General features: G+C 49.6%; 18 protein-coding genes. 12 read left to right on the plus strand and 6 right to left on the minus strand.

Features of this window, described 5'->3' with window-relative positions; translation table 11 throughout:
- Positions 1-138 precede the first annotated feature (138 nt).
- The 3 genes from K7P76_RS29735 to K7P76_RS29745 are packed head-to-tail and all read right to left on the minus strand — an operon-like array spanning position 139 to position 3,585.
- The gene (locus K7P76_RS29735; protein ID WP_232189730.1) at positions 139-1,374 is read right to left on the minus strand and encodes a hypothetical protein; all 1,236 of its coding nucleotides are present in this window, start codon (positions 1,372-1,374) and stop codon (positions 139-141) included.
- Entirely contained in the window at positions 1,364-2,545 is a 1,182-nt protein-coding gene (locus K7P76_RS29740) for a glycosyltransferase family 4 protein (protein WP_232189731.1), read from the minus strand. The genes K7P76_RS29735 and K7P76_RS29740 overlap by 11 nt, the downstream gene beginning before the upstream one ends.
- Positions 2,542-3,585 (minus strand): nucleotidyltransferase family protein, encoded by a 1,044-nt coding sequence (locus tag K7P76_RS29745; RefSeq protein ID WP_232189732.1) that lies wholly within the window; start codon positions 3,583-3,585, stop codon positions 2,542-2,544. The genes K7P76_RS29740 and K7P76_RS29745 overlap by 4 nt, the downstream gene beginning before the upstream one ends.
- Positions 3,586-4,056: 471 nt before the next feature.
- On the opposite strand from K7P76_RS29745, the gene K7P76_RS29750 reads away from it, so the two are divergent.
- The 7 genes from K7P76_RS29750 to K7P76_RS29780 all read left to right on the plus strand — a co-directional run bounded on the left by K7P76_RS29750 (position 4,057) and on the right by K7P76_RS29780 (position 10,990).
- Positions 4,057-4,533: a DUF948 domain-containing protein gene (locus K7P76_RS29750; protein ID WP_232189733.1), complete on the plus strand. Its 477-nt coding sequence runs from the start codon at positions 4,057-4,059 to the stop codon at positions 4,531-4,533.
- A 1-nt stretch (position 4,534) separates the two neighbouring features.
- Positions 4,535-5,008, plus strand: coding sequence for a hypothetical protein (locus K7P76_RS29755; RefSeq protein WP_232189734.1), 474 nt, complete (start codon positions 4,535-4,537; stop codon positions 5,006-5,008).
- Positions 5,009-5,102: 94 nt separating this feature from the next.
- Positions 5,103-5,426 (plus strand): YflT domain-containing protein, encoded by a 324-nt coding sequence (locus K7P76_RS29760; RefSeq protein WP_232189735.1) that lies wholly within the window; start codon positions 5,103-5,105, stop codon positions 5,424-5,426.
- Between the two features lie 116 nt (positions 5,427-5,542).
- Positions 5,543-6,709 (plus strand): SpoIIE family protein phosphatase, encoded by a 1,167-nt coding sequence (locus tag K7P76_RS29765; protein WP_232189736.1) that lies wholly within the window; start codon positions 5,543-5,545, stop codon positions 6,707-6,709.
- Positions 6,699-9,566, plus strand: a complete 2,868-nt coding sequence (locus K7P76_RS29770; protein WP_232189737.1) for a response regulator — start codon at positions 6,699-6,701, stop codon at positions 9,564-9,566. Before K7P76_RS29765 ends, K7P76_RS29770 begins: the two co-directional genes overlap by 11 nt.
- On the plus strand, positions 9,563-10,402 hold the full coding sequence (locus K7P76_RS29775) for a CheR family methyltransferase (RefSeq protein ID WP_232189738.1): 840 nt from the start codon (positions 9,563-9,565) through the stop codon (positions 10,400-10,402). The genes K7P76_RS29770 and K7P76_RS29775 overlap by 4 nt, the downstream gene beginning before the upstream one ends.
- Before the next feature lie 102 nt (positions 10,403-10,504).
- The gene (locus K7P76_RS29780; protein WP_232189739.1) at positions 10,505-10,990 is read left to right on the plus strand and encodes a general stress protein; all 486 of its coding nucleotides are present in this window, start codon (positions 10,505-10,507) and stop codon (positions 10,988-10,990) included.
- 942 nt (positions 10,991-11,932) lie between these two features.
- Here the strand turns inward: K7P76_RS29780 and K7P76_RS29785 are convergent.
- Positions 11,933-13,159 (minus strand): NAD(P)/FAD-dependent oxidoreductase, encoded by a 1,227-nt coding sequence (locus K7P76_RS29785; protein WP_232189740.1) that lies wholly within the window; start codon positions 13,157-13,159, stop codon positions 11,933-11,935.
- 369 nt (positions 13,160-13,528) lie between these two features.
- On the opposite strand from K7P76_RS29785, the gene K7P76_RS29790 reads away from it, so the two are divergent.
- The 4 genes from K7P76_RS29790 to K7P76_RS29805 all read left to right on the plus strand — a co-directional run bounded on the left by K7P76_RS29790 (position 13,529) and on the right by K7P76_RS29805 (position 15,528).
- Positions 13,529-13,855, plus strand: a complete 327-nt coding sequence (locus K7P76_RS29790) for an STAS domain-containing protein (RefSeq protein WP_232189741.1) — start codon at positions 13,529-13,531, stop codon at positions 13,853-13,855.
- Positions 13,856-13,890: 35 nt separating this feature from the next.
- A complete protein-coding gene (rsbW, locus tag K7P76_RS29795; protein WP_232189742.1) occupies positions 13,891-14,331 on the plus strand; it encodes an anti-sigma B factor RsbW in 441 nt (146 codons plus the stop codon).
- Positions 14,328-15,101, plus strand: a complete 774-nt coding sequence (locus K7P76_RS29800) for a sigma-70 family RNA polymerase sigma factor (RefSeq protein WP_232189743.1) — start codon at positions 14,328-14,330, stop codon at positions 15,099-15,101. The genes rsbW and K7P76_RS29800 overlap by 4 nt, the downstream gene beginning before the upstream one ends.
- A gap of 88 nt (positions 15,102-15,189) precedes the next feature.
- Positions 15,190-15,528 carry a hypothetical protein gene (locus K7P76_RS29805; protein ID WP_232189744.1) on the plus strand — a complete coding sequence of 113 codons (339 nt, stop codon included), beginning with the start codon at positions 15,190-15,192 and terminating at the stop codon, positions 15,526-15,528.
- Between the two features lie 124 nt (positions 15,529-15,652).
- On the opposite strand, the gene K7P76_RS29810 is transcribed toward K7P76_RS29805, so the two are convergent.
- Positions 15,653-16,147, minus strand: coding sequence for a hypothetical protein (locus tag K7P76_RS29810; RefSeq protein ID WP_232189745.1), 495 nt, complete (start codon positions 16,145-16,147; stop codon positions 15,653-15,655).
- A gap of 88 nt (positions 16,148-16,235) precedes the next feature.
- Positions 16,236-16,556: a YtxH domain-containing protein gene (locus K7P76_RS29815; protein WP_232189746.1), complete on the minus strand. Its 321-nt coding sequence runs from the start codon at positions 16,554-16,556 to the stop codon at positions 16,236-16,238.
- A 155-nt stretch (positions 16,557-16,711) separates the two neighbouring features.
- Between K7P76_RS29815 and K7P76_RS29820 the strand changes: the two genes are divergently transcribed.
- Positions 16,712-18,505, plus strand: a complete 1,794-nt coding sequence (locus K7P76_RS29820) for a phospholipid carrier-dependent glycosyltransferase (RefSeq protein ID WP_232189747.1) — start codon at positions 16,712-16,714, stop codon at positions 18,503-18,505.
- Positions 18,506-18,518 lie beyond the last annotated feature (13 nt).

Consider the following 18,518-nt stretch of genomic DNA (forward strand, 5'->3'; position numbering starts at 1 on the left):
GTTACGAGTTTACCTATTCAGATTTCACGATTCCAACAGCAACCGGAAGGAGATACACCCCCGCAAAAACCATAATCGATAGAAACAGTAAAGAAGCTGCCCATAAGCTTACTTATGGGACAGCCTCATCTTTACATTTTATCCTCTTCGGCACAGCGCTTCCGTCATCAGATAGGATATCGTCGCTTCCGCGCCGCAGTTGATGTTGGGGCCATATTGCGTTAAGCCGTCGCAGCAGCTGCCGTCATTCGGGTCGACGACGGTGACTTGCAAGTCGTTATCCCCGTAATACCACGCCAGGCAACGATCGCGTACGGCACGATATTTCACGTTATTTCCTGAACTTAAGCCAGAGACGCCTACTGCTCCATGTTGTACCAAAGCATGATTATCCTCTGATCGAGAGTCGTAGCCTCCTTTTCCTCTGGCGCTTCCTACCAAACGAGCGCTAAGATCCGCTTCGGCCTCGGAAATTTCAATGGCCAACGCGGCTTCCTCGAGAGCAAGCGCGAGTTTAAACATCTCCAGAGGCTGCTGATCCCACCGGCTGACGGTTTCGGACGTACACCAGCCTTCATTGCCTATCGGCCGCAGCCAGCCTTCCTCGGTCGTCATCACTTCGAGTAAATAAGCAAGGCTTTCCAATCCCGTCCGTAAGCTTTCCGCACGTCGGGTAAATCGATAAGTCCGCAACATCGCCCAAGGGAGAACTCCGTTGCTATAAGTCATGGCAGGCTCGAACCAACGCCAGTTGTCATCGAAGAAATGTCGGAAAGCACCGTTTAACAAACTTTCCAAGCGGAGCAAATGATAGTTCAGCTCTCTCGCCATATCCGCGGGAAGATCGATCTGTCCCTTCTGCGAGGCTTCAAGCAGGTGGGCGCAAGCAGCCATCGCAAAAGCTTGACCCCGAAGCGAATCAATGCGATATAACGTCGGCATGGACTTCTCGATGATCACCCTCGCCGTTTCACGGTGAGGACCTTCCAGACGGATCCATGCATCCGCGCAGGACCATATCGAACGGCCCTGGCAATCGTGAGAAATTCCCTCCGGCTCAAGCGTCCGGTCGTACGAAAAATTATTCAACCACCAACCGTCGTCGTTCTGCGTCCACAGCATAAACGCGATATAGATGTCGGCCAAGCGGTTAAGTTCATTTCGATCTTCCGAACTCACCGCATCGGGGCCGAAAGAAAGCCATTCTGTCACGGTCCATAACGCCCGTGCATTATCATCGGTCGTATAGCCCTCGCGTCGTCGGGGAATGCGTCCGAGAGCATGTTCCAGCAATCCGGTGTCATCCGTTAGGCGGCGCAAGTGGGCGAAAGATGGCGGTGCCTCCGGACGGACGACTGTATCATTAGCCGACATCGGCAATTTTGTCCCTTTGTTCCGTAATGACTTGTTGGAACAACCGCAGGTGTTGCGCCCCCACATGCGGCCAATGCATACTTCGCCCGATTTCAGACATGACCCGTTCCCAATCGTTCAACATGCCGGGATAAGTAAACAATTCGATCAGCTTGGAGCTCCAAGCCTCGACATCTCCAAACGGAAGAAGCATCTCATCATAGCCCTGCACCAAATCTTTGGCATACACATACGGAGTAGACAGAATAGGTTTGCCCAATCCTGCCGCATAGGCCAACGTTCCGCTCGTGATTTGCCCCATGCCCGGATAGGGGGTTACATATAAATCGCACGCGGAAATGAGGGACACTAATTCGTCCTCAGGCACGTATCGATTAATCCATTGCACATGATGCTCGAGTCCAAGCTCGGCAATCATGGTCATCAATTCCTCGCGATAAGCTTCGCCTTCATGCTTGCGTACTTCCGGGTGCGTTTGGCCTGCGATGACGTACAGCAATTCCGGGACGGCTTGAACGGCAGAAGCCAATGAACGCAAAATTAACTCTATTCCCTTGCTGCGCCCAAGCAATCCGAATGTGAACAACACCTTGCGATTATCCCAACCTGCATTCCGCCTGACGTTTATGCGGTCCGAACGGTTCGGCACGGGCGTGCCGTGGGGAATAAACGTTATTTTCTCAAGCGGGACCCCGAAGTTATCATGCAAATATCCGATCCCTTTACGGTTCATGACAAGTAATTGGTCGCTCCAATGCGCAATTTCCTTCTGAACATCGGAATAAGGCGCTACAGGATGCTCAAATACGGTATGGAAGGTCGTGACAACCGGTTTTTTCACGTGACGCAGTAAATCCAAAATATGAGAGCCGGCTTCACCACCGAATATTCCGAATTCATGTTGCAGGGAAACGATGTCAACCGAGCTCTGATTGATCGCCTCGGCTACTCTTCTGTAATCATCCCGGTCTTGTTTAATAAGAGGAAGCATCCAAGGCTCCCGGTAATCTAACATTTCTTCGGGATTGCACAGGGTTATGACGGGATCAATCGACCGATTTCCTTTGGCATGGGTGATCGCCTCGCGCAAATGGTGCGTGTAAGTAGCAAGTCCGCATTTTTTGGGAATATAAGTACTAACATAAGCGACCTGAGGAAGACGAGTATTCATCGGCGTTGCACCTCCAAGATACGATTGCAAACAGCTTCGTGCAAAATGTGGGGACCGACCTGCATGCCGGATCCGAAAATGCATTCATTCAATTGGGCGCCGGCGCGAATCTTGCACCTATCCCACAGGATAGAGTTGGACAAGCGCACTTGTTCGCCAATTCGACTTCCTTTGCCTACGACCGCGTATGGACCGATAATCGCGCGGTCTCCGATCGTTACATCATCTCCGATCATGACCGGGGGAATGAACAGCACGCCTTGACCGACCCGGACATTGTCTCCGATCCAAATACCTTTATCCTCCATTTCTTTGCCGTCGATTTTGACCGGGAAACGGCGATCGAGCAAATCCCAATGAAGCTGGCGATAACGCTCCTTCGTGCCCATGTCCATCCAATAGCCGTTAATGGGATGGCCGTAAATTCCGCTGCCGTTCTCGATTAGGAGAGGGAATGTTTCTTTCTCTATCGATACCGGTTTGCCGGTCGGCACGTAATCGAGCGCTCTCCGCTCCATAATGTATATGCCGGCATTGATCCGATTTGACGGTGCTTCTTCTTTTTTTGGTTTTTCGATGAAACGCGTAATTTGGCCGGTATGCGTCTGCTCGACGACTCCGTAATGCGAGGGGTCTTCCACTTCCGTTAAACAAATCGTTATGGCGCCGCCGTGGCCTTCATGAAACTTCATAGCGGACGAGAGATCGACTTGGTGGATAATATCCGCGTTAACGACAATAAACCGGTCGCCAAGCAGGTGCTCGGCATTTTTGATCGCGCCGGCGGTGCCGAGCAATTCTTTTTCTATGGCATAATCAATGCGGACACCGTATTTGGAACCGTCACCGAGGTGGCTTTCGATCAGTTCGCGGTAGTGTTTGACGGCAACGACGATTTCGTTGACGCCTTGATCCCGGTAATGAAGGAGCAAATGCTCTAGCCAAGGTCGATTACCCACCAGAGCCATCGGCTTCGGAAGATGTTCCGTAAGTGGACGCAACCTAGTACCTAAACCGCCGGCGAGAAATAAGGCTTTCATGATAGGATCAACCTCCGATTATTTGATATGTTCCCCGCAGGGCTAACTGACTACCTTTTAACGCAAACAACGAATTTTCAATCACCTCCGGAAAAAAAACGACGCTTCCCAATTCGCGAAAGCGTAGGGAAGCGTCTGTATCGATTAGAGGTTCTTTTTCAGGAAAGTAGGCGGCGACGTTCTGATTCGTTCATCACATGAGCTTACCCCGTTGGTTAAGTTGAAGAGGAGCCAGAAGGATTACGCTAAAGCCTACTTTACCTGAAAAAGGAATATACTGCAACAAATATCCAGATGGGTTGTCCGATAGCACAGTCAACGATCGGATATTCAAACCTTGCTGCGACGTCCGGTGAAGAGGGAAACGATAAACAAAATCAAGAAATTCTTTATCGGGAAGTTGTTTCGGGGCAACCGGTGAACGGGTAACTTTAACTTACACCGATTAAGTTAGAAACGGAGGGCTGCCCATTGGAAAACAACGACATCATGACCTGGAGTATAATGATTGCCGTGATAGCTTTTGTCGTTCTATGCGTGTTTCTGGTCTCTTTATTAAGAACGGCGCAGCGTTCGCTAATGACCGCCCAATCCGCGATGCAAGAAGTGAAGGAAACTGTCGAAGGACTGCAAGGAGAAGTAAAGAAATTAGCGGAAAGCATAAATGATGTCGCAGACGATATTAGAGGAAAGCTGCAATCGACGGATCCTTTGTTCGACGCCGTGCAGGATGTCGGCATAATGCTAAGCGAAGTAACCGGTACGGCGCGGGAAGCGACCAAATCGATTACGCATTCCATTAAAAAGCAAGCAGCCTCCATTGAAAACGGGAGCGCGTCTCCTTCCTGGATGCAATGGGCGGTATTAGGTTCCCGCGTCTTGATGGGCATACAGAAAGGTTGGAAGCAAAGAGAACAATCTCATTCCTATACGAAGGAGGAAATCTGAGATGTTGTTATCATGGCTCCTATTGCTTTCCTCGATCATTAACGGGGGTTCTCCACCCGCAGCTGCCGTTCCTGCAGTTGTCGTGTATTCAGAGCCCGTACCTGACCAGTGGCAATTGGATGGAATAGAGCTTGGCGATAAAACGGGAGAAGTAACGGGAATATGGGGAACCCCCGGAAAAATCGTTCCCGATGAATGGCAGAGCGGTTGCGAGACTTGGCATTATAAGGAAGGAAGAAACGTCGGATTTTGCGGGGGAGCGGTTTCCTATGTCGAAGTGTCGGCAGCCGCAAAAAAGACGAACGTAGATGGTAAAGACATACCGATGGTGAAAGAAGAATTGCAGCTTATGCTCGGAAAACCCGATTTCGAGGCGGATGACGGATGGGGAGTTCTACGGGGAGAGGAAGCGCTGAAAGTATTTGTCGATGACCAAGGGAAGCTTGTTTCGTTGGATCTTTTCACGGATTTATGAGCGGAACTATCGAAGTTTCGTTAACAAAGTTGTTGTTTCAATAGACTAGGCACAGTTTAATAGTAAGCAAGCTACGAATAAGGAGGAGGAAGCCATGAAAGCCTACGCTAAACTCGTAAACAACGGACTGGAAGCTTTTGACGTCGTGAATGATCTGCATCGCCAAGGGTACACGGAAAAAGAAATATACGTTCTGGCGCACGAAAGAGATCGGACGGATCGATTGGCGGAAGCGGCGGATGCGAATAAAATCGGCGTGCCTGAAGAAGGCATGTTCGATGCGATAGCCAATCTGTTCCGAACCCGCGGAGACACTCTTCGTCACAAGATCGAAGCGATGGGATTCAACCCGTACGAAGCAAGCAAGTATGAAGCGGAGTTGGATAATGGTAAAGTATTAGTAATGGCCCGCCATTAAGCTCGGGAGCAAATGGGAATAAGGAATGAGGGTGGAATTGCGCCGCTCATTCCTTATTCGCGTTTGTTGCTTGAGCTCTGCCAATTACGCGATTTCACCGAGGAGACAAAGATAAGATGGCTGTATTAATCGTGGACGATAATGCCATGAACGTCATGGTTATTCAGGAAATGTTAAAAAGAGCGGGATACAACGATTTTCGCGCAGCTTATTCTGCCAAAGAAATGTTTGAATTGCTCAAAAATCACGGCGATGGAAACGCGATCGCGACCCCGCAAATCGATTTGATTTTGTTAGATCTGATGATGCCCGCGATGGACGGGATCGAAGCTTGCCGAAAGCTGCAAGCCAACGTCCGCTATAAAGACATACCCGTCATTATGGTTACGGCAATAGGGGATTCGCGCAAGCTTGCGGAAGCTCTGGACGCGGGCGCGATTGATTTCGTGACCAAGCCGATTAATAAAACCGAGCTGCTTGCGCGAATTCGCTCGGCGCTTAAGTTGAAGCGCGAGCTGGATTGGCACAAGGAGCGGGATTCCCGGATGCGGCAAGAGCTTCTGCTTGCGCGCCAAGTTCAAGAGTCTGTGCTGCCGGATCAAGTGGATGATGAGGATGTCCGGATTCAGGCGTATTTCCAAGCATCGGAGGCTCTGGCCGGCGATTTGTACGCTTGGCACAAAATCGATGACAATCGTTGGGCGATCGCGGTCATTGATGCGATGGGACATGGGATTTCCTCTTCGCTCGTCAGCATGTTCATCGCTTCGATTCTCAAGGAATCAATGAGGACGTTATGGTCTCCCCAAAGGGTATTTACCGAGCTCAATCGCCGGCTGATGGGACTTCAATGGGAGAATGAGCTAATTCATTATTATTGTACGGGCATTTACGTGACCCTTGATTTGGAGCAGAGAAAGATTGAATACGCGAATGCCGGTCATCCCCCGGGATTGCTTTACCATGCCGATGAATCGCTTCCGGAGAAGCTGTCCGTGAGCATGCCTCCGCTCGGGATGTTCGATTCGTTGGAAATCGCATCCCGCATCATTACCCTGTCACCGGGGGATTCCCTATATTTGTTCACCGATGGCATACTTGGCCCCTTTCAAGGGGAGGACGAGGCGCAATTGGAGCAGCTAACGGCTTTCCTCTACCAGATCAAGAAGGATGAAGAGAGCTTAAAGCAGCTTATTGACTGCAAGCCGTTGGACGGACGATCGGATGATCGCTGTTTGGTAAGAGTCGAAGTCATGCCGGGAGGCTCCAAGCGTGAAAATTAAAACCAAATTGAGCATCGGATTTTCAATGCTTCTACTCCTTCTGCTCGGAATCACTTCGTTCGGCTATGAGCGTTTAAGTCAAATGAACCAAACAATGAATCATTTTTACGAAAATCGATTCGAGAAGGTTAAGGTTGCGCTTGCCGTTCGGGGGGAAATCAACTCCTCCGGCCGCATTATGAACGATATTATGATAGGCGATCAAAATCCCAAAGAGGGGGTCGACGAGATCACCTCGAGGCTGACGAATGCGGCTAAACAGTTCAAAGCATTGTCCGGTCTTGAACTCAGCGATTTCGAACAAGGCATAATGGATGGAATATTGAAAACGGCTCAAGGCTATACGAAATCGCTTAAGGAGTTTATCGAATTAATCAATAAAGGCGAAGTGGAACAAGCCAAGAAGCTTTATGCAGACAAACTCCGAATCGAACAACGACAAGTTATCGATTCGATGGACGGTCTTGTGAAAACCCAGGAAAACTTCTTAAAGCAGGAAATGGAAGATTCCCGGAAATTGTACGGCAGGTCCGTACAGATGGTTGCCTTTCTGACTATCGCAGGTTTATTGCTCGGTTTGGCGATCGTCCTATGGGTGTTTCCAAGCATTACGAAGGGACTTGATTTGCTCGGAAAAATGGCGGACCGTTTCGGTAAAGGGCGCCTGCGCGGGTTCACCCGATTCGATATCAAGTCACAGGACGAGTTGGGCGATTTAGCGAGAATTTTTAAGCGAATCGCGCTTGATCTTCAAGTTAAAAATGAACGGGAAGCTTTATTATCCGGCATTCAACAGCGTCAGGGACGGATGAACGGCCAAATAGCCAGAGTGACGGAGTTGCTGCAGCAGGGCTCTGACCCCAAGGTTGTCGCGCAATCGTTTATATCGGAATTTGCTCCCGTTCTGGGCGCCTCCTATGGGCTCCTGTATTTGAACGATCCTGCTTCCGGAGGCGTACGGCTTGAGCTGTCCGGCACATACGCTGTTCTAGGCGAGCAATCCGATGCTTCTGCCGCTCCTTCGGTTATTCAGTCGGGAGAAGGTCTGATCGGACAATCTTATAAAGATGCCAAAGCTATCGTTATGAACGAACTGCCTGCAGGGTACGTGAGAATGGGTTCCGGTCTTGGCACGACAGAGGCGAAAGCTCTGATCATTCAACCTATTTTATATGAAGATGAAGCCATTGGCGTCGTTGAACTTGCCTCCACAACGGGATTCGATTCGGAAAATCGGGAACTGCTCTTTTCTTTATGCGACAAGCTCGGAACGATACTTAACAACATTCGCTCCCGCCAGCTCGTCGAAGAGCTCCTGAGGGAATCACAGGCTATGACCGAGGAACTGCAAGCACAGTCCGAAGAGTTGATTTGCCAACAGGAAGAGCTGAGGGAGACGAACGATAAGCTTGAAAGCCAGCAAAACGAATTGAGAAACTCCGAACAACGGCTGCAGCAGCAGTGGGAAGAGCTAGAACATGCGAACGAGGAGCTGACGATCAAGACGCGCGCCTTGGAAGAGCATATTAATCGTGTTGAATCGCAGAACAGACAAATTGCGCAGGCCAACTCAGAGCTTGAACGCCAAGCGATTCAGCTGGCTTTAACGAGTAAGTACAAGTCCGAGTTTCTCGCCAATATGTCTCACGAATTAAGAACGCCGTTGAATAGCTTGCTTATTTTGTCGGAATTTCTCTCCGAGAACAAAGAAGGCAATTTGACCGATAAACAGCGCGAGTACATGCAAACGATCCATCTCTCCGGTAACGATCTGCTTAAGATGATCGATGAAATATTGGATTTATCCAAGATCGACGCGGGTAAAATGGATATTCATCCGGAATGGATGGTGCTGGATGACCTTACCATCTTCCTGGACCACATGTATACGCCGATGGCATCGGCAAAAAGGTTATCGCTTTATATCCGCCGCGGCGACGATATTCCCGAGGCGATCTGGACGGATGGGCATCGGCTGAAACAAATTATGCGTAATCTCCTGTCCAATGCGATTAAATTCACGGATAACGGATCGGTTACTTTAACGATACGGAAGCCGAACGAAATGGAATTGAATTCTTCGGCGAGAAGAGACGAAATTCATTATTTCGCTTTCTCGGTGAACGATAGCGGAATCGGTATTCCTCACGAGAAGAGCGAGCACATTTTCGAAGCATTCCGTCAAGCGGACGGCACGACAAGCCGCAAGTACGGCGGAACGGGTCTAGGTTTAACGATTAGCAGAGAGCTCGCCCAGTTGTTGGGAGGATGGATTCATCTGGAGACGGAGCTAGGTAAGGGAAGCACTTTTACGCTCATTCTACCGGATCGAATTCCTGAAGTTACGTCGTCCAGTGAGGATGTAACGGCGGATTTGCAGCCTCATTCTTTCGATTTAACGGCGGCAGCTTCCGAATCGGTAATCGGTGTCGATCCGCCGAGCAGTGTAGATAATGGGTTATTGCATGAGCGGGAAGCGACTTTCGAGAACAAAAAAATTCTGCTTGTAGACGACGACGTTCGTAATGTTTTCGCGTTATCCAGCGTGCTGGAGCATCAGCAAATGAAAGTCGTTTACGCGGAAAACGGGCGCGAGGCGTTGAACAAATTAAAGACGGAAACGGGCATTGATTTGGTGCTCATGGATATCATGATGCCGGAAATGGACGGTTACGAAGCGATGAGGCTTATACGGGAAAATGCCGATTGGAACTCCATTCCCATTATCGCGTTGACTGCGAAAGCGATGATGGACGACCGGAATAAATGCATCGAGGCCGGAGCATCGGACTACATAACGAAACCGATCAATACGGACCAACTCCTATCCTTAATTAGAGTGTGGTTGTATCGATGATAACGCATGGACCCTCGGACGGCGGATTGGAGAAAATCGAAATCGCTTTGCTGCTGGAAGGAATTTATAGAAGGTACGGTTATGATTTTCGCAATTACGCCTTCGCATCCATTCGTCGCCGGATTTGGCATCGGATTCAAATGGAAGGGCTATCTACTGTTTCATCCTTGCAGGAAAGGGTCATGCATCACACGGAAGCCTTTCATCGTCTAATAGGCGATCTTGTCATCCCCGTCACGGAAATGTTTCGCGATCCGGACACGTTCCTTGCCTTAAGGAGGGACGTGATTCCGTTGCTTCGCAAACTCCCCTATATTCGAATATGGCATGCCGGCTGTTCTACGGGCGAGGAAGTCCACTCCATGTCGATTCTATTGCATGAAGAAGGGGTGCTCGATAAGACACGCATTTATGCGACCGACATTAACGAGAGCGCGTTGCAAAAAGCGAAAGAAGGCATCATTCCACTAGAAAAGATGAAGCAATATACGAAAAATTATCAAGCGGCCGGTGGAATGCAATCTTTCTCGGATTATTACGACTCCGATCAAGGAATCGTAAGGTTAAAGCCTTTTCTGCGCCGCAATATCGTGATCGCGCGCCATAACCTCGTGACCGATCGTTCTTTTAATGAGTTTCATGTCATTATGTGTCGTAACGTCATGATTTATTTCAACTCCCAGCTCAGGAGCCAGGTTCACAAGCTTCTCTACGATAGCTTAGCGCGGGAAGGGTTCCTCGTCGTTGGAGGCAAGGAATCGATTTCGTTCACGCCGTTGGCGGAACGATACGAGACCCGGAACGATCAGCATCGGATCTTTCGTAAGTTACGTTAGATTATACGGTTGAGATCCGTCGATGTCGGTTCAAAGCACCTTTTTCAGGGTATACCTAGTATGTACGTCCATACAAGGCTATGCGCGAAAGGAGTGTCTTACATGGCTGTGACCGTAGGTATATTCAATAAAGAAGAGGAAGTATTGGAAGCCATACGGCTGCTTCGGGAAGCGGGAGTAGACAAAGACGAAATTCGTGTAGTTGTGGGAAATAGGGAAGGCGCGCCGATTCTGGCTTCCAATGGAGACGTTCATATCGAGGAGTTATATGAGATTCAGGAAACTCGCGAGCTTGACGGGGAAGATCGCATATTCCCGATTGGAGTTGCGCCGAGCGTTACGGGGTACCCCGTAGGAAATACGCTAATGGGGATCGGAACGGCAAGCGTGATTGTCGCCGGATACGATTCCGAAGACGGACTTAGCAGCGAGGAAGTGCTGAAGGATATCGGAATTCCTGGCGAGGCGGCCAAGAAGTGCGGAGAAGCGGTAGAGTCCGGCAGTTATCTGCTTGTTGCTGACGCGGATTCGGAGATTAACGCCTCTTCGTTGCTCAAGCACGCTGGCGCGTCCGATATCGTTCATTAATGGAACCATGAAGAAGCTGTTTAACAAGGAACGTTAGGAGATTTTGTCCTGACGTTTTTTATTTTACAGTCAGTATAAAATTCGAGGGTGGCATCGCCACTTGGGCAGTTTTTTGGCCTTCGCGAAGATGCAACGCTGTGGTTCAAGGTGGTGAGGGCAGTTTTTTGGCCTTGGCGAAGTCTCGACGCTGAGGTTCAAGGTGGTGAGGGCAGTTTTTTGGCCTTGGCGAAGTCTCAATGCTGAGGTTCAAGGTGGTGAGGGCAGTTTTTTGGCCTTCGCACCATATTACAGTGGCGGAAAGGTCGATGACGGCGTATAAGGATGGCACATTCCTTCCCGAAAACGGCAAAGCCGGTTTTCTTGGCTGATAAGAAAAATAAAACCGTGAGCTATCTTGGAATCGGCCGTAGATTTTCGCTATGAAGTCCGGTGATGCTGTCTTCAGGAGTAGACAAACGGAAAATCAGGTTTTTTCATGTGAAGATGGGTACGATGGTGGGGAGTTAAGCGGAAAATCAGGTTATTTCATGAGAAGTTGGGTGCAAAGGTGGGAGTTAAGCGGAAAATCCGGCTAATTCATGAGAAGTTGGGTGCGAAGGTAGGAGTTAAGCGGAAAATCAGGAGAATTCATGAGAAGTTGGGTGCAATGGCAGGAGTTTAGCGGAAAATCAAGTTAATTTATGAGAAGTTAGGTGCAATGGCAGGAGTTAAGCGGAAAATCAGGTTAATTCATGTGAAGATTGGTACGATGGCGGGGAATCGCTCGATATAAACGTGTTTCACGGTCCCAAGGATGGCGCAACTGTTTTTCTTACTCATTTAAAGTTCCTCAGACCGCCAAGGTTACGGCATAATCGAATCCATCCCCAGCTCCCTCCGGCATTCAAACTGGGGCTTTTTTGTATCCATTTTAAAAGCCCATCTATTCCTCACATTCTAGTTCTACATACTATACGGACTGCGGATAACACGATCGGGCCGAACGATGGAGGCGATCGGGTTGTTCACGCCAAGAAGATGATCGCGAATAATCTGCGCGCCTAGCATACTGTAGATCGTGCCGTTTCCTCCGTAGCCCAAACAATAATGTTGACCGGGGCGGTCTGGATCCTCCCCAATCCACGGCAAGCCGTCCACGGACTCCCCGAAGGTCGCGCACCATTCGTAACGGATTTGCGGGGATAGTCCCGGGAACAGCTTGTGAAGCTCGGACAGTAATCTCATCGAATGGGCATGAAGCTCCTGCTCCGTCAAAACGGGCTGGCGAATATTTTCATCCAGCCCTCCTGCGATAATGCGATTGTCGGCTGTAGTTCGAAGGTACAAATAGGGTCTTGCCGTCTCCCAAATCATATTCCGTTCATGCCAGTCCGATAAGGAAGCGATCGGGTCGGTGACGATGGCATATGTGCGGTTCATCTGGGCTCGTACCCATTTCCCGCCGGCTTTCTCGGGAACGTAACCGACGGCATAGATGATATGCTCGGCCTCGACTTCCCCCTCGTCCGTAGTTACCCGATACCCGCTCGTTGAAGGTTTGACCGACAGCATCGACGTTTTTTCATGGATTATCAGTCCGCTAAGATGGGCTTCCTCGGCTAAGGAATGAACGAATAAATAGGGGTTTACTTCCGCATCCCCTCTCGTGACGATAGCCGCATAATGGTGAAAAGGAAAGTGTCGGGCGATCCGATCCTCGTCCCACCACTCCACGCCGAACCCTTTACGGTGCAGCATCTCGTACTCCCGGCGCAGGGAAGCAACATCCTCGGGTACGGACGCGCTATAGAGGCTGCTGCGGCGCTTGAAATCGACTTTCCTGCGCAGGCCTTCGGCTATGCCGCATAAATGCTCCGCAGCCTGCTTGCAGGCACGATAGAAGAGCACAGCGGCTTCTTCTCCAATACTTTTCGCGAATTCGCTTAACATCGTGTCGTTCGAGTATTGAAGCAATCCGGTATTGGAAGCCGTGCTTCCGGATGCAATTGTATTCTGCTCGATAAGGATTGCATCGATGCCGCTCGTAGCCAGTATGTAACCGCATGTGACTCCCGACATTCCCCCGCCGATAATGACGGCACGGGTCTTTTTGCGCTCGCTTAATCGGGGATAACGGACGGGATCAGGATAAGTGCTTGGCCAGTACAAGGTTCCGAAGTGTAAACTCATGGTTTGCCTCCAATGAATCGGATCGCCGGGATATATGCATGGCAAGAAAGCTTCCAGGCGTTTACCCGGAAGCTTCCTTGTTACGATTTACTTAAACCAGGGGAAAATATACTTCACGATGAAATACAGGATTCCGAAAAAGATAATTGAAAGTCTAAGTTCCGATCGCTCATGGAGAACCCCCTTTCTTCGGAATATAACTCGCTTACCTGCTGCGGGGTCGACAACACCGATTACCACCGGAATAGCTTCCTGAAACTTTTCGGCCCCGGAAGCTTTTTCATGTTTCAATCGCCGGAAAAACGGGTTATAACAAAATTAGAGCAGTCATATGAGCTTCAATACGATCCATGCAGGAGTAGAGGAGAGATGGCTATGGTACCGAATAAATTTACCCTTCGTACAGAGAATCGAGATAATCAAACCATCGTATTCGTAGGCGGTGAATTCGATCTGGAGGTCGCTACGCAAATGCGGGCGGCAATGGAGCCGCTGATCGAATTAGCCGATCGCCGATTAACCTTGAATCTTCAAGATTTGAAATACATTGACAGCACGGGCATCGGTATTCTGATTTCCGTAGTCAAAGCCCGGCATGCACGGAACGCTCCATTCGATGTGGAGCATGTTCCGACCCATATTCGCAAACTGTTCGATATGACGGGCATTACCCCTTTTCTGGCCAAAGCCGAATAATCTATAAGTTAAGAGAGGAATGAGGAGAGACTCCTATGACAAAAGAAAGAAACGTAACGTTATCGGTTCCCGCATTGCCGGAATACGTCGACTTGGTTCGGCTTACCTTATATGGGATTGCAAGTAAAATGAAATTTACGTTCGAGGATATCGAGGATATGAAGGTAGCCGTTTCCGAGGCTTGCAATAACGCGGTACTGCATGCATACGGCGGGGATGACGGCAATGTCGAAGTGCAGTTCGTTACGAATGCGGATGAGTTATCCATTACGGTGCGAGATTTCGGCCGAAGCTTTAAGATTGCGGAAAATCAAGCGACGCCTTCCCTGCACGGTAAATCCATTGATGAAATCCAGTCGGGCGGATTAGGGCTTTACTTGATGCAAGCTCTAATGGACCGTGTGGAAGTGCAGCACGATGGCGGAACGGCAGTCACATTAACGAAGAAACGGATAAAATCCGAAGAAACCGCATGAGCCTATCCTCTTCCGCGCGTCTGCCCGACGACGCGATCGAGATACTGCTCGAATATCAGAAAACGCTTGACAGCAGCTTAGCAGACAAGCTGATTCGTAATTACGAACCGATGGTTAAGATGGCGGCTATCAAAATGTCGCGCAACCGTCCGGATCTGTACGATGACCTATTCCAGGTTGGTCAAATGTCGTTATTTCGGTTGCTCAAGCAATTCGATCCCGCTTTAGGCATGCCCTTCGAGCCTTATGCGATGAAGAGCATCATCGGGCATATGAAAAACTATTTAAGGGACAAATCTTGGTACATCCAAGTTCCCCGCAGGATCAAAGAGAAGGGGCTTGTCGTTCAGCAGGCCATCGACGAACTGATGAGCAAGCTGGAACGTTCCCCTAATATCGACGAAATCGCCCAGCATCTCGGATTAGATACGGAAGAAACGCTGGAGATATTGGCCGGCCGAGACTTATACCATTACGTTTCGTTGGATACCCCGATATCGGATGAAGAGAATACGGCCGTACTTGGCGAACTGATTGGTTCCCCGGTTGATGATTTCGCTGCTTTGGAAAGAAGACTCGACCTTCAAGAGGCTATGGATCATTTGAAGCCCGAAGAGCGGCAGGTGCTGCTTATGGTATTCGAGAGCGGGCTTTCGCAAAGAGCGATTGCCGACGAGCTCGGCGTTTCGCAGATGAGCATATCCCGTATCCAGAAGCGAGCGATCGACAAGTTAAAACAGCTCGTTCATCGGCTCGAGGAACAGGAATAATAATCCGAAACCGACCGTTTCATCTCCTTCTAGAGTGTGTAATAATCCTTACCGGAAGTCGTATTTTTCCGTAAAGGAGTTGGAGATCATGACAGTCAAATATCGGATCCCATGCTCGGAAAGCGACATCTTTGTTTTGGAGAAGGAGGAAGGGTTCCATCTAACGATCGGATCCCGGGTTAATCCGCTCAGCTTCGGAAACAAGCTCGCCGAATATGTATCATTTGGCAGGGCTGTCGATGCGGCTGAAAACTTCTGCAAAGCGTATACCCTTATCAAGGAGTATGGCTACCATTTAGAGAACTCCAATTTTCAGAAGGAAGGGATGCAGTCTATCCCCGTGCCTGAGCTGCTCGAGAAGGAACTGAGCATGGACGCGATGAGAGAGCTGCTCGACAGAGAATGTCTGCAACACGAAGCATTATAAAACCCTCCGGTGCCCTAGTTATAGGGCACCGGTTTTTGTATATAGCGCGAATGTAGAAAAATCCCAATCCTTATTGTAAGGAGTGGGATTATCAATGACTGGAACATATGCATGCTTCATATCGTCAGTATTGTATCGGATCATTAACTAATCCTTCATCATTAAGCTGCTGTTCCGTCTTCATTCGGTCCATATCCCGGCCTAGCCGCTTCATATCCGCGAAGTCTTGAACCATCGAGCCGTTCCAAGCTATTTCAACGGGTCTAGAGGGTATAGGAGCGGACGGTCTGCGGTCCCCTCTATCCGGTGAATAGACTTGCGATTCCGTATTGCCTAATCGGACTCGGAGTGCGTACCATCTCTCCAGAGCTGCGATTTGGATATTTTCCGGTACGTCGGAGTCCGAAATCCCGTCGAAGAAAGCGGTCTCTCCGTAAAGAGTAAGCGTTCCATCCGACTCCTCGTAGGGGATTTGAAAAATGTATACGCCTTGCGGAGAGTCTAATTCCGTCCGATAAGTGGATTGATGGCTGAAATCACGGATGAAACCTGCTTGGGATAAAGATTCCTTGATCCTCATTTCCGAACCGCTTATTAACATGATTTGTTTGGATTTCATGTCTACCTTCTCCCTTCATAATCAACATAGGCCAACCTCCGGCGAGCGATCGCCGGGGCGGCCTGTTATTGTTGCCGGAGAACGGGCGTTAGTTAAATTTCTGCTCATCCTTCGATTCCGATTTATTGTCGTCTTTCCAAGATTGCACTTCTTCTTTGGCGGTTGAGACGGCGGAACGCGTTTTATCCAAAATACCGGAGGCTTGCTGACCGACTTGCTTGGCCATTTCTTGGGTTCTGTTACCGACATCCGTCAACATCCGTTTGGTGCGATCCTGCATGTCGGTATAACGATCTCGGATGTCGCCGCGTAATTCACGCCCGGATTTGGGTGCGAGCAGAAGTGCTGCGACAGCTCCTATCACTCCTCCGATTAAAGCGCCTTTCAGTGTTCCACGAGTTTCAGCCATTTGTATTTCCTCCTTGTTCAATTCAATTTAATTCATCCTTGATGTAAATTACCCGCTCATGACAAAATGAAACGCGCTCTTTCCAGAGGACGGCGCTTTCGACTACAATAAGGACAGGAAAAATTTCGGACAACAAGGCGAAAGCGAGGACGGACATGAACTTGAGCAATGACGTCAGAACCGGCCCGATACAATGGGGGAAAGTATCCGTTCGTTATCGAGGGGGGCGGCAATGGGGACCGCTTGATATCGTATTGGTTCTGATCTTAACTTTAATTGCCGCTTTGACGGCTTTTACCGATCTTGGAAATCGCTCTGCTCCCCAAACTTTCTGGAAGCCCGATAAGGTGGGCGAATCTTTCACGGCCGATTTCGGAGAGCTGCGCACGATTGATCGCCTTAACTTGTACGAAGGCCCCGGGGCTAAGGGAGACACGAAAATTGAATCGTCGGAAGACGGGCAAAATTGGGAACTCTATGTAAAGATCGAGCATAAGACGAACCGCGTGTTCACATGGAAGCTTGAAGAGAAGACGGTTAAAGCGCGTTACATGAGGTTTACGACGGAGAGCACAGGGTACCGTTTATATGAAGCGGCATTTTTCACCAAGGGAGTTACGGTGCCGGTTCCGGTTAATAATATCCAGAAAGGCAGCGAAATTGGAGCAGCCTCCGAAGGAAGCGGCTATGAGGTTTTCGATGAGCAGCAGTGGGCTCCTTATCGTCCGGACTACCGCAACGGGATGTATTTCGATGAAATCTATCACGGGCGTACCGCTTACGAATTCATTCAGATGATGGAACCGTATGAGAATACGCATCCGCCTTTAGGAAAAGTAATACTTGCGATCGGCGTTAAAATGTTTGATATGACGCCTTACGGCTGGCGTTTCATGGCTGGGGTGTTCGGAACGCTGATGGTACCGATTTTCTATTGGGCGGCTAGAGGGATGTTCGAACGAACCCGGTATGCTTTCATTGCTACGCTGCTTCTCGTGCTTGAAGGCTTCCATCTCGTTCATTCCCGAATGGCGAACGTAGATATTATCGGGGTTACTTTCACGATCATCATGTTCTATGCGATGCATCGCTACGGTGAAATCGCATGGCGCGGCGGGGGCTTCCGGCGAAGCTTCGGGTACCTTGCGCTAAGCGGTTTGTTCTTCGGAGCGGCCGCTGCGGTGAAATGGAATTACTTATATGGCGGGGCCGGACTTGCCGGTTTGCTCGTTTTCGCGCTTGCGCGTCGCTGGCGAGAGGCCCGGGGAAACGGTGATTACGATTATGGCCGTCGCCTCGTTCTGACGCTCATGGCTTGCCTTATTTTGTTCATAGCCGTTCCCGTAGGGGTTTACACGGCTTCGTACGCGCCTTATCTTAAGGCGACGAAAGCGGAAGACAGCTATAAAGATTTATGGCAGTACCAGAAAAACATGTACCATTACCATAAAGGGGTTAAGGAAAAGCATCCGTACTCTTCGAAGTGGTATACATGGCCGTTAATGATAAGACCGGTTTGGTATTATGGCGGCAAGGATCTGGTGAAGGGCGACGCGCAGAGCATCGCGGCAATCGGCAATCCTCTTATTTGGTGGGGAGGACTTCTGGCTATGCTTGCGTCATGGTGGCTGGGATGGCGGCGGAGAGACCGAATCGTGCTTACGTTGGCCGTCGCGTACTTGTCTTTTTACGTTCCGTGGATGATCGCTCCGCGAAGCATTACGTTCCTTTATCATTATTTTCCGATGGTTCCGCTGCTTATCTTGTCTATCGTGTGGATGCTGCGCTGGATCGAGGAGCATTATCGCGATGGACGTCGGTTTACCGTATGGTTTGTTGTCGCAGCCGCGGCGTTGTTCATTTGGTTTTATCCGATCTATACGGGCATCACGATTAGTCGGGAGTGGATGAACCTGGCGATACGGTGGCTGCCGAGCTGGGGGTTCTAGAAAGGGGTTGTAC

Source organism: Cohnella silvisoli (assembly GCF_021190915.1).
In the GTDB taxonomy this organism is placed as follows: Bacteria; Bacillota; Bacilli; order Paenibacillales; family Paenibacillaceae; genus Cohnella; species Cohnella silvisoli.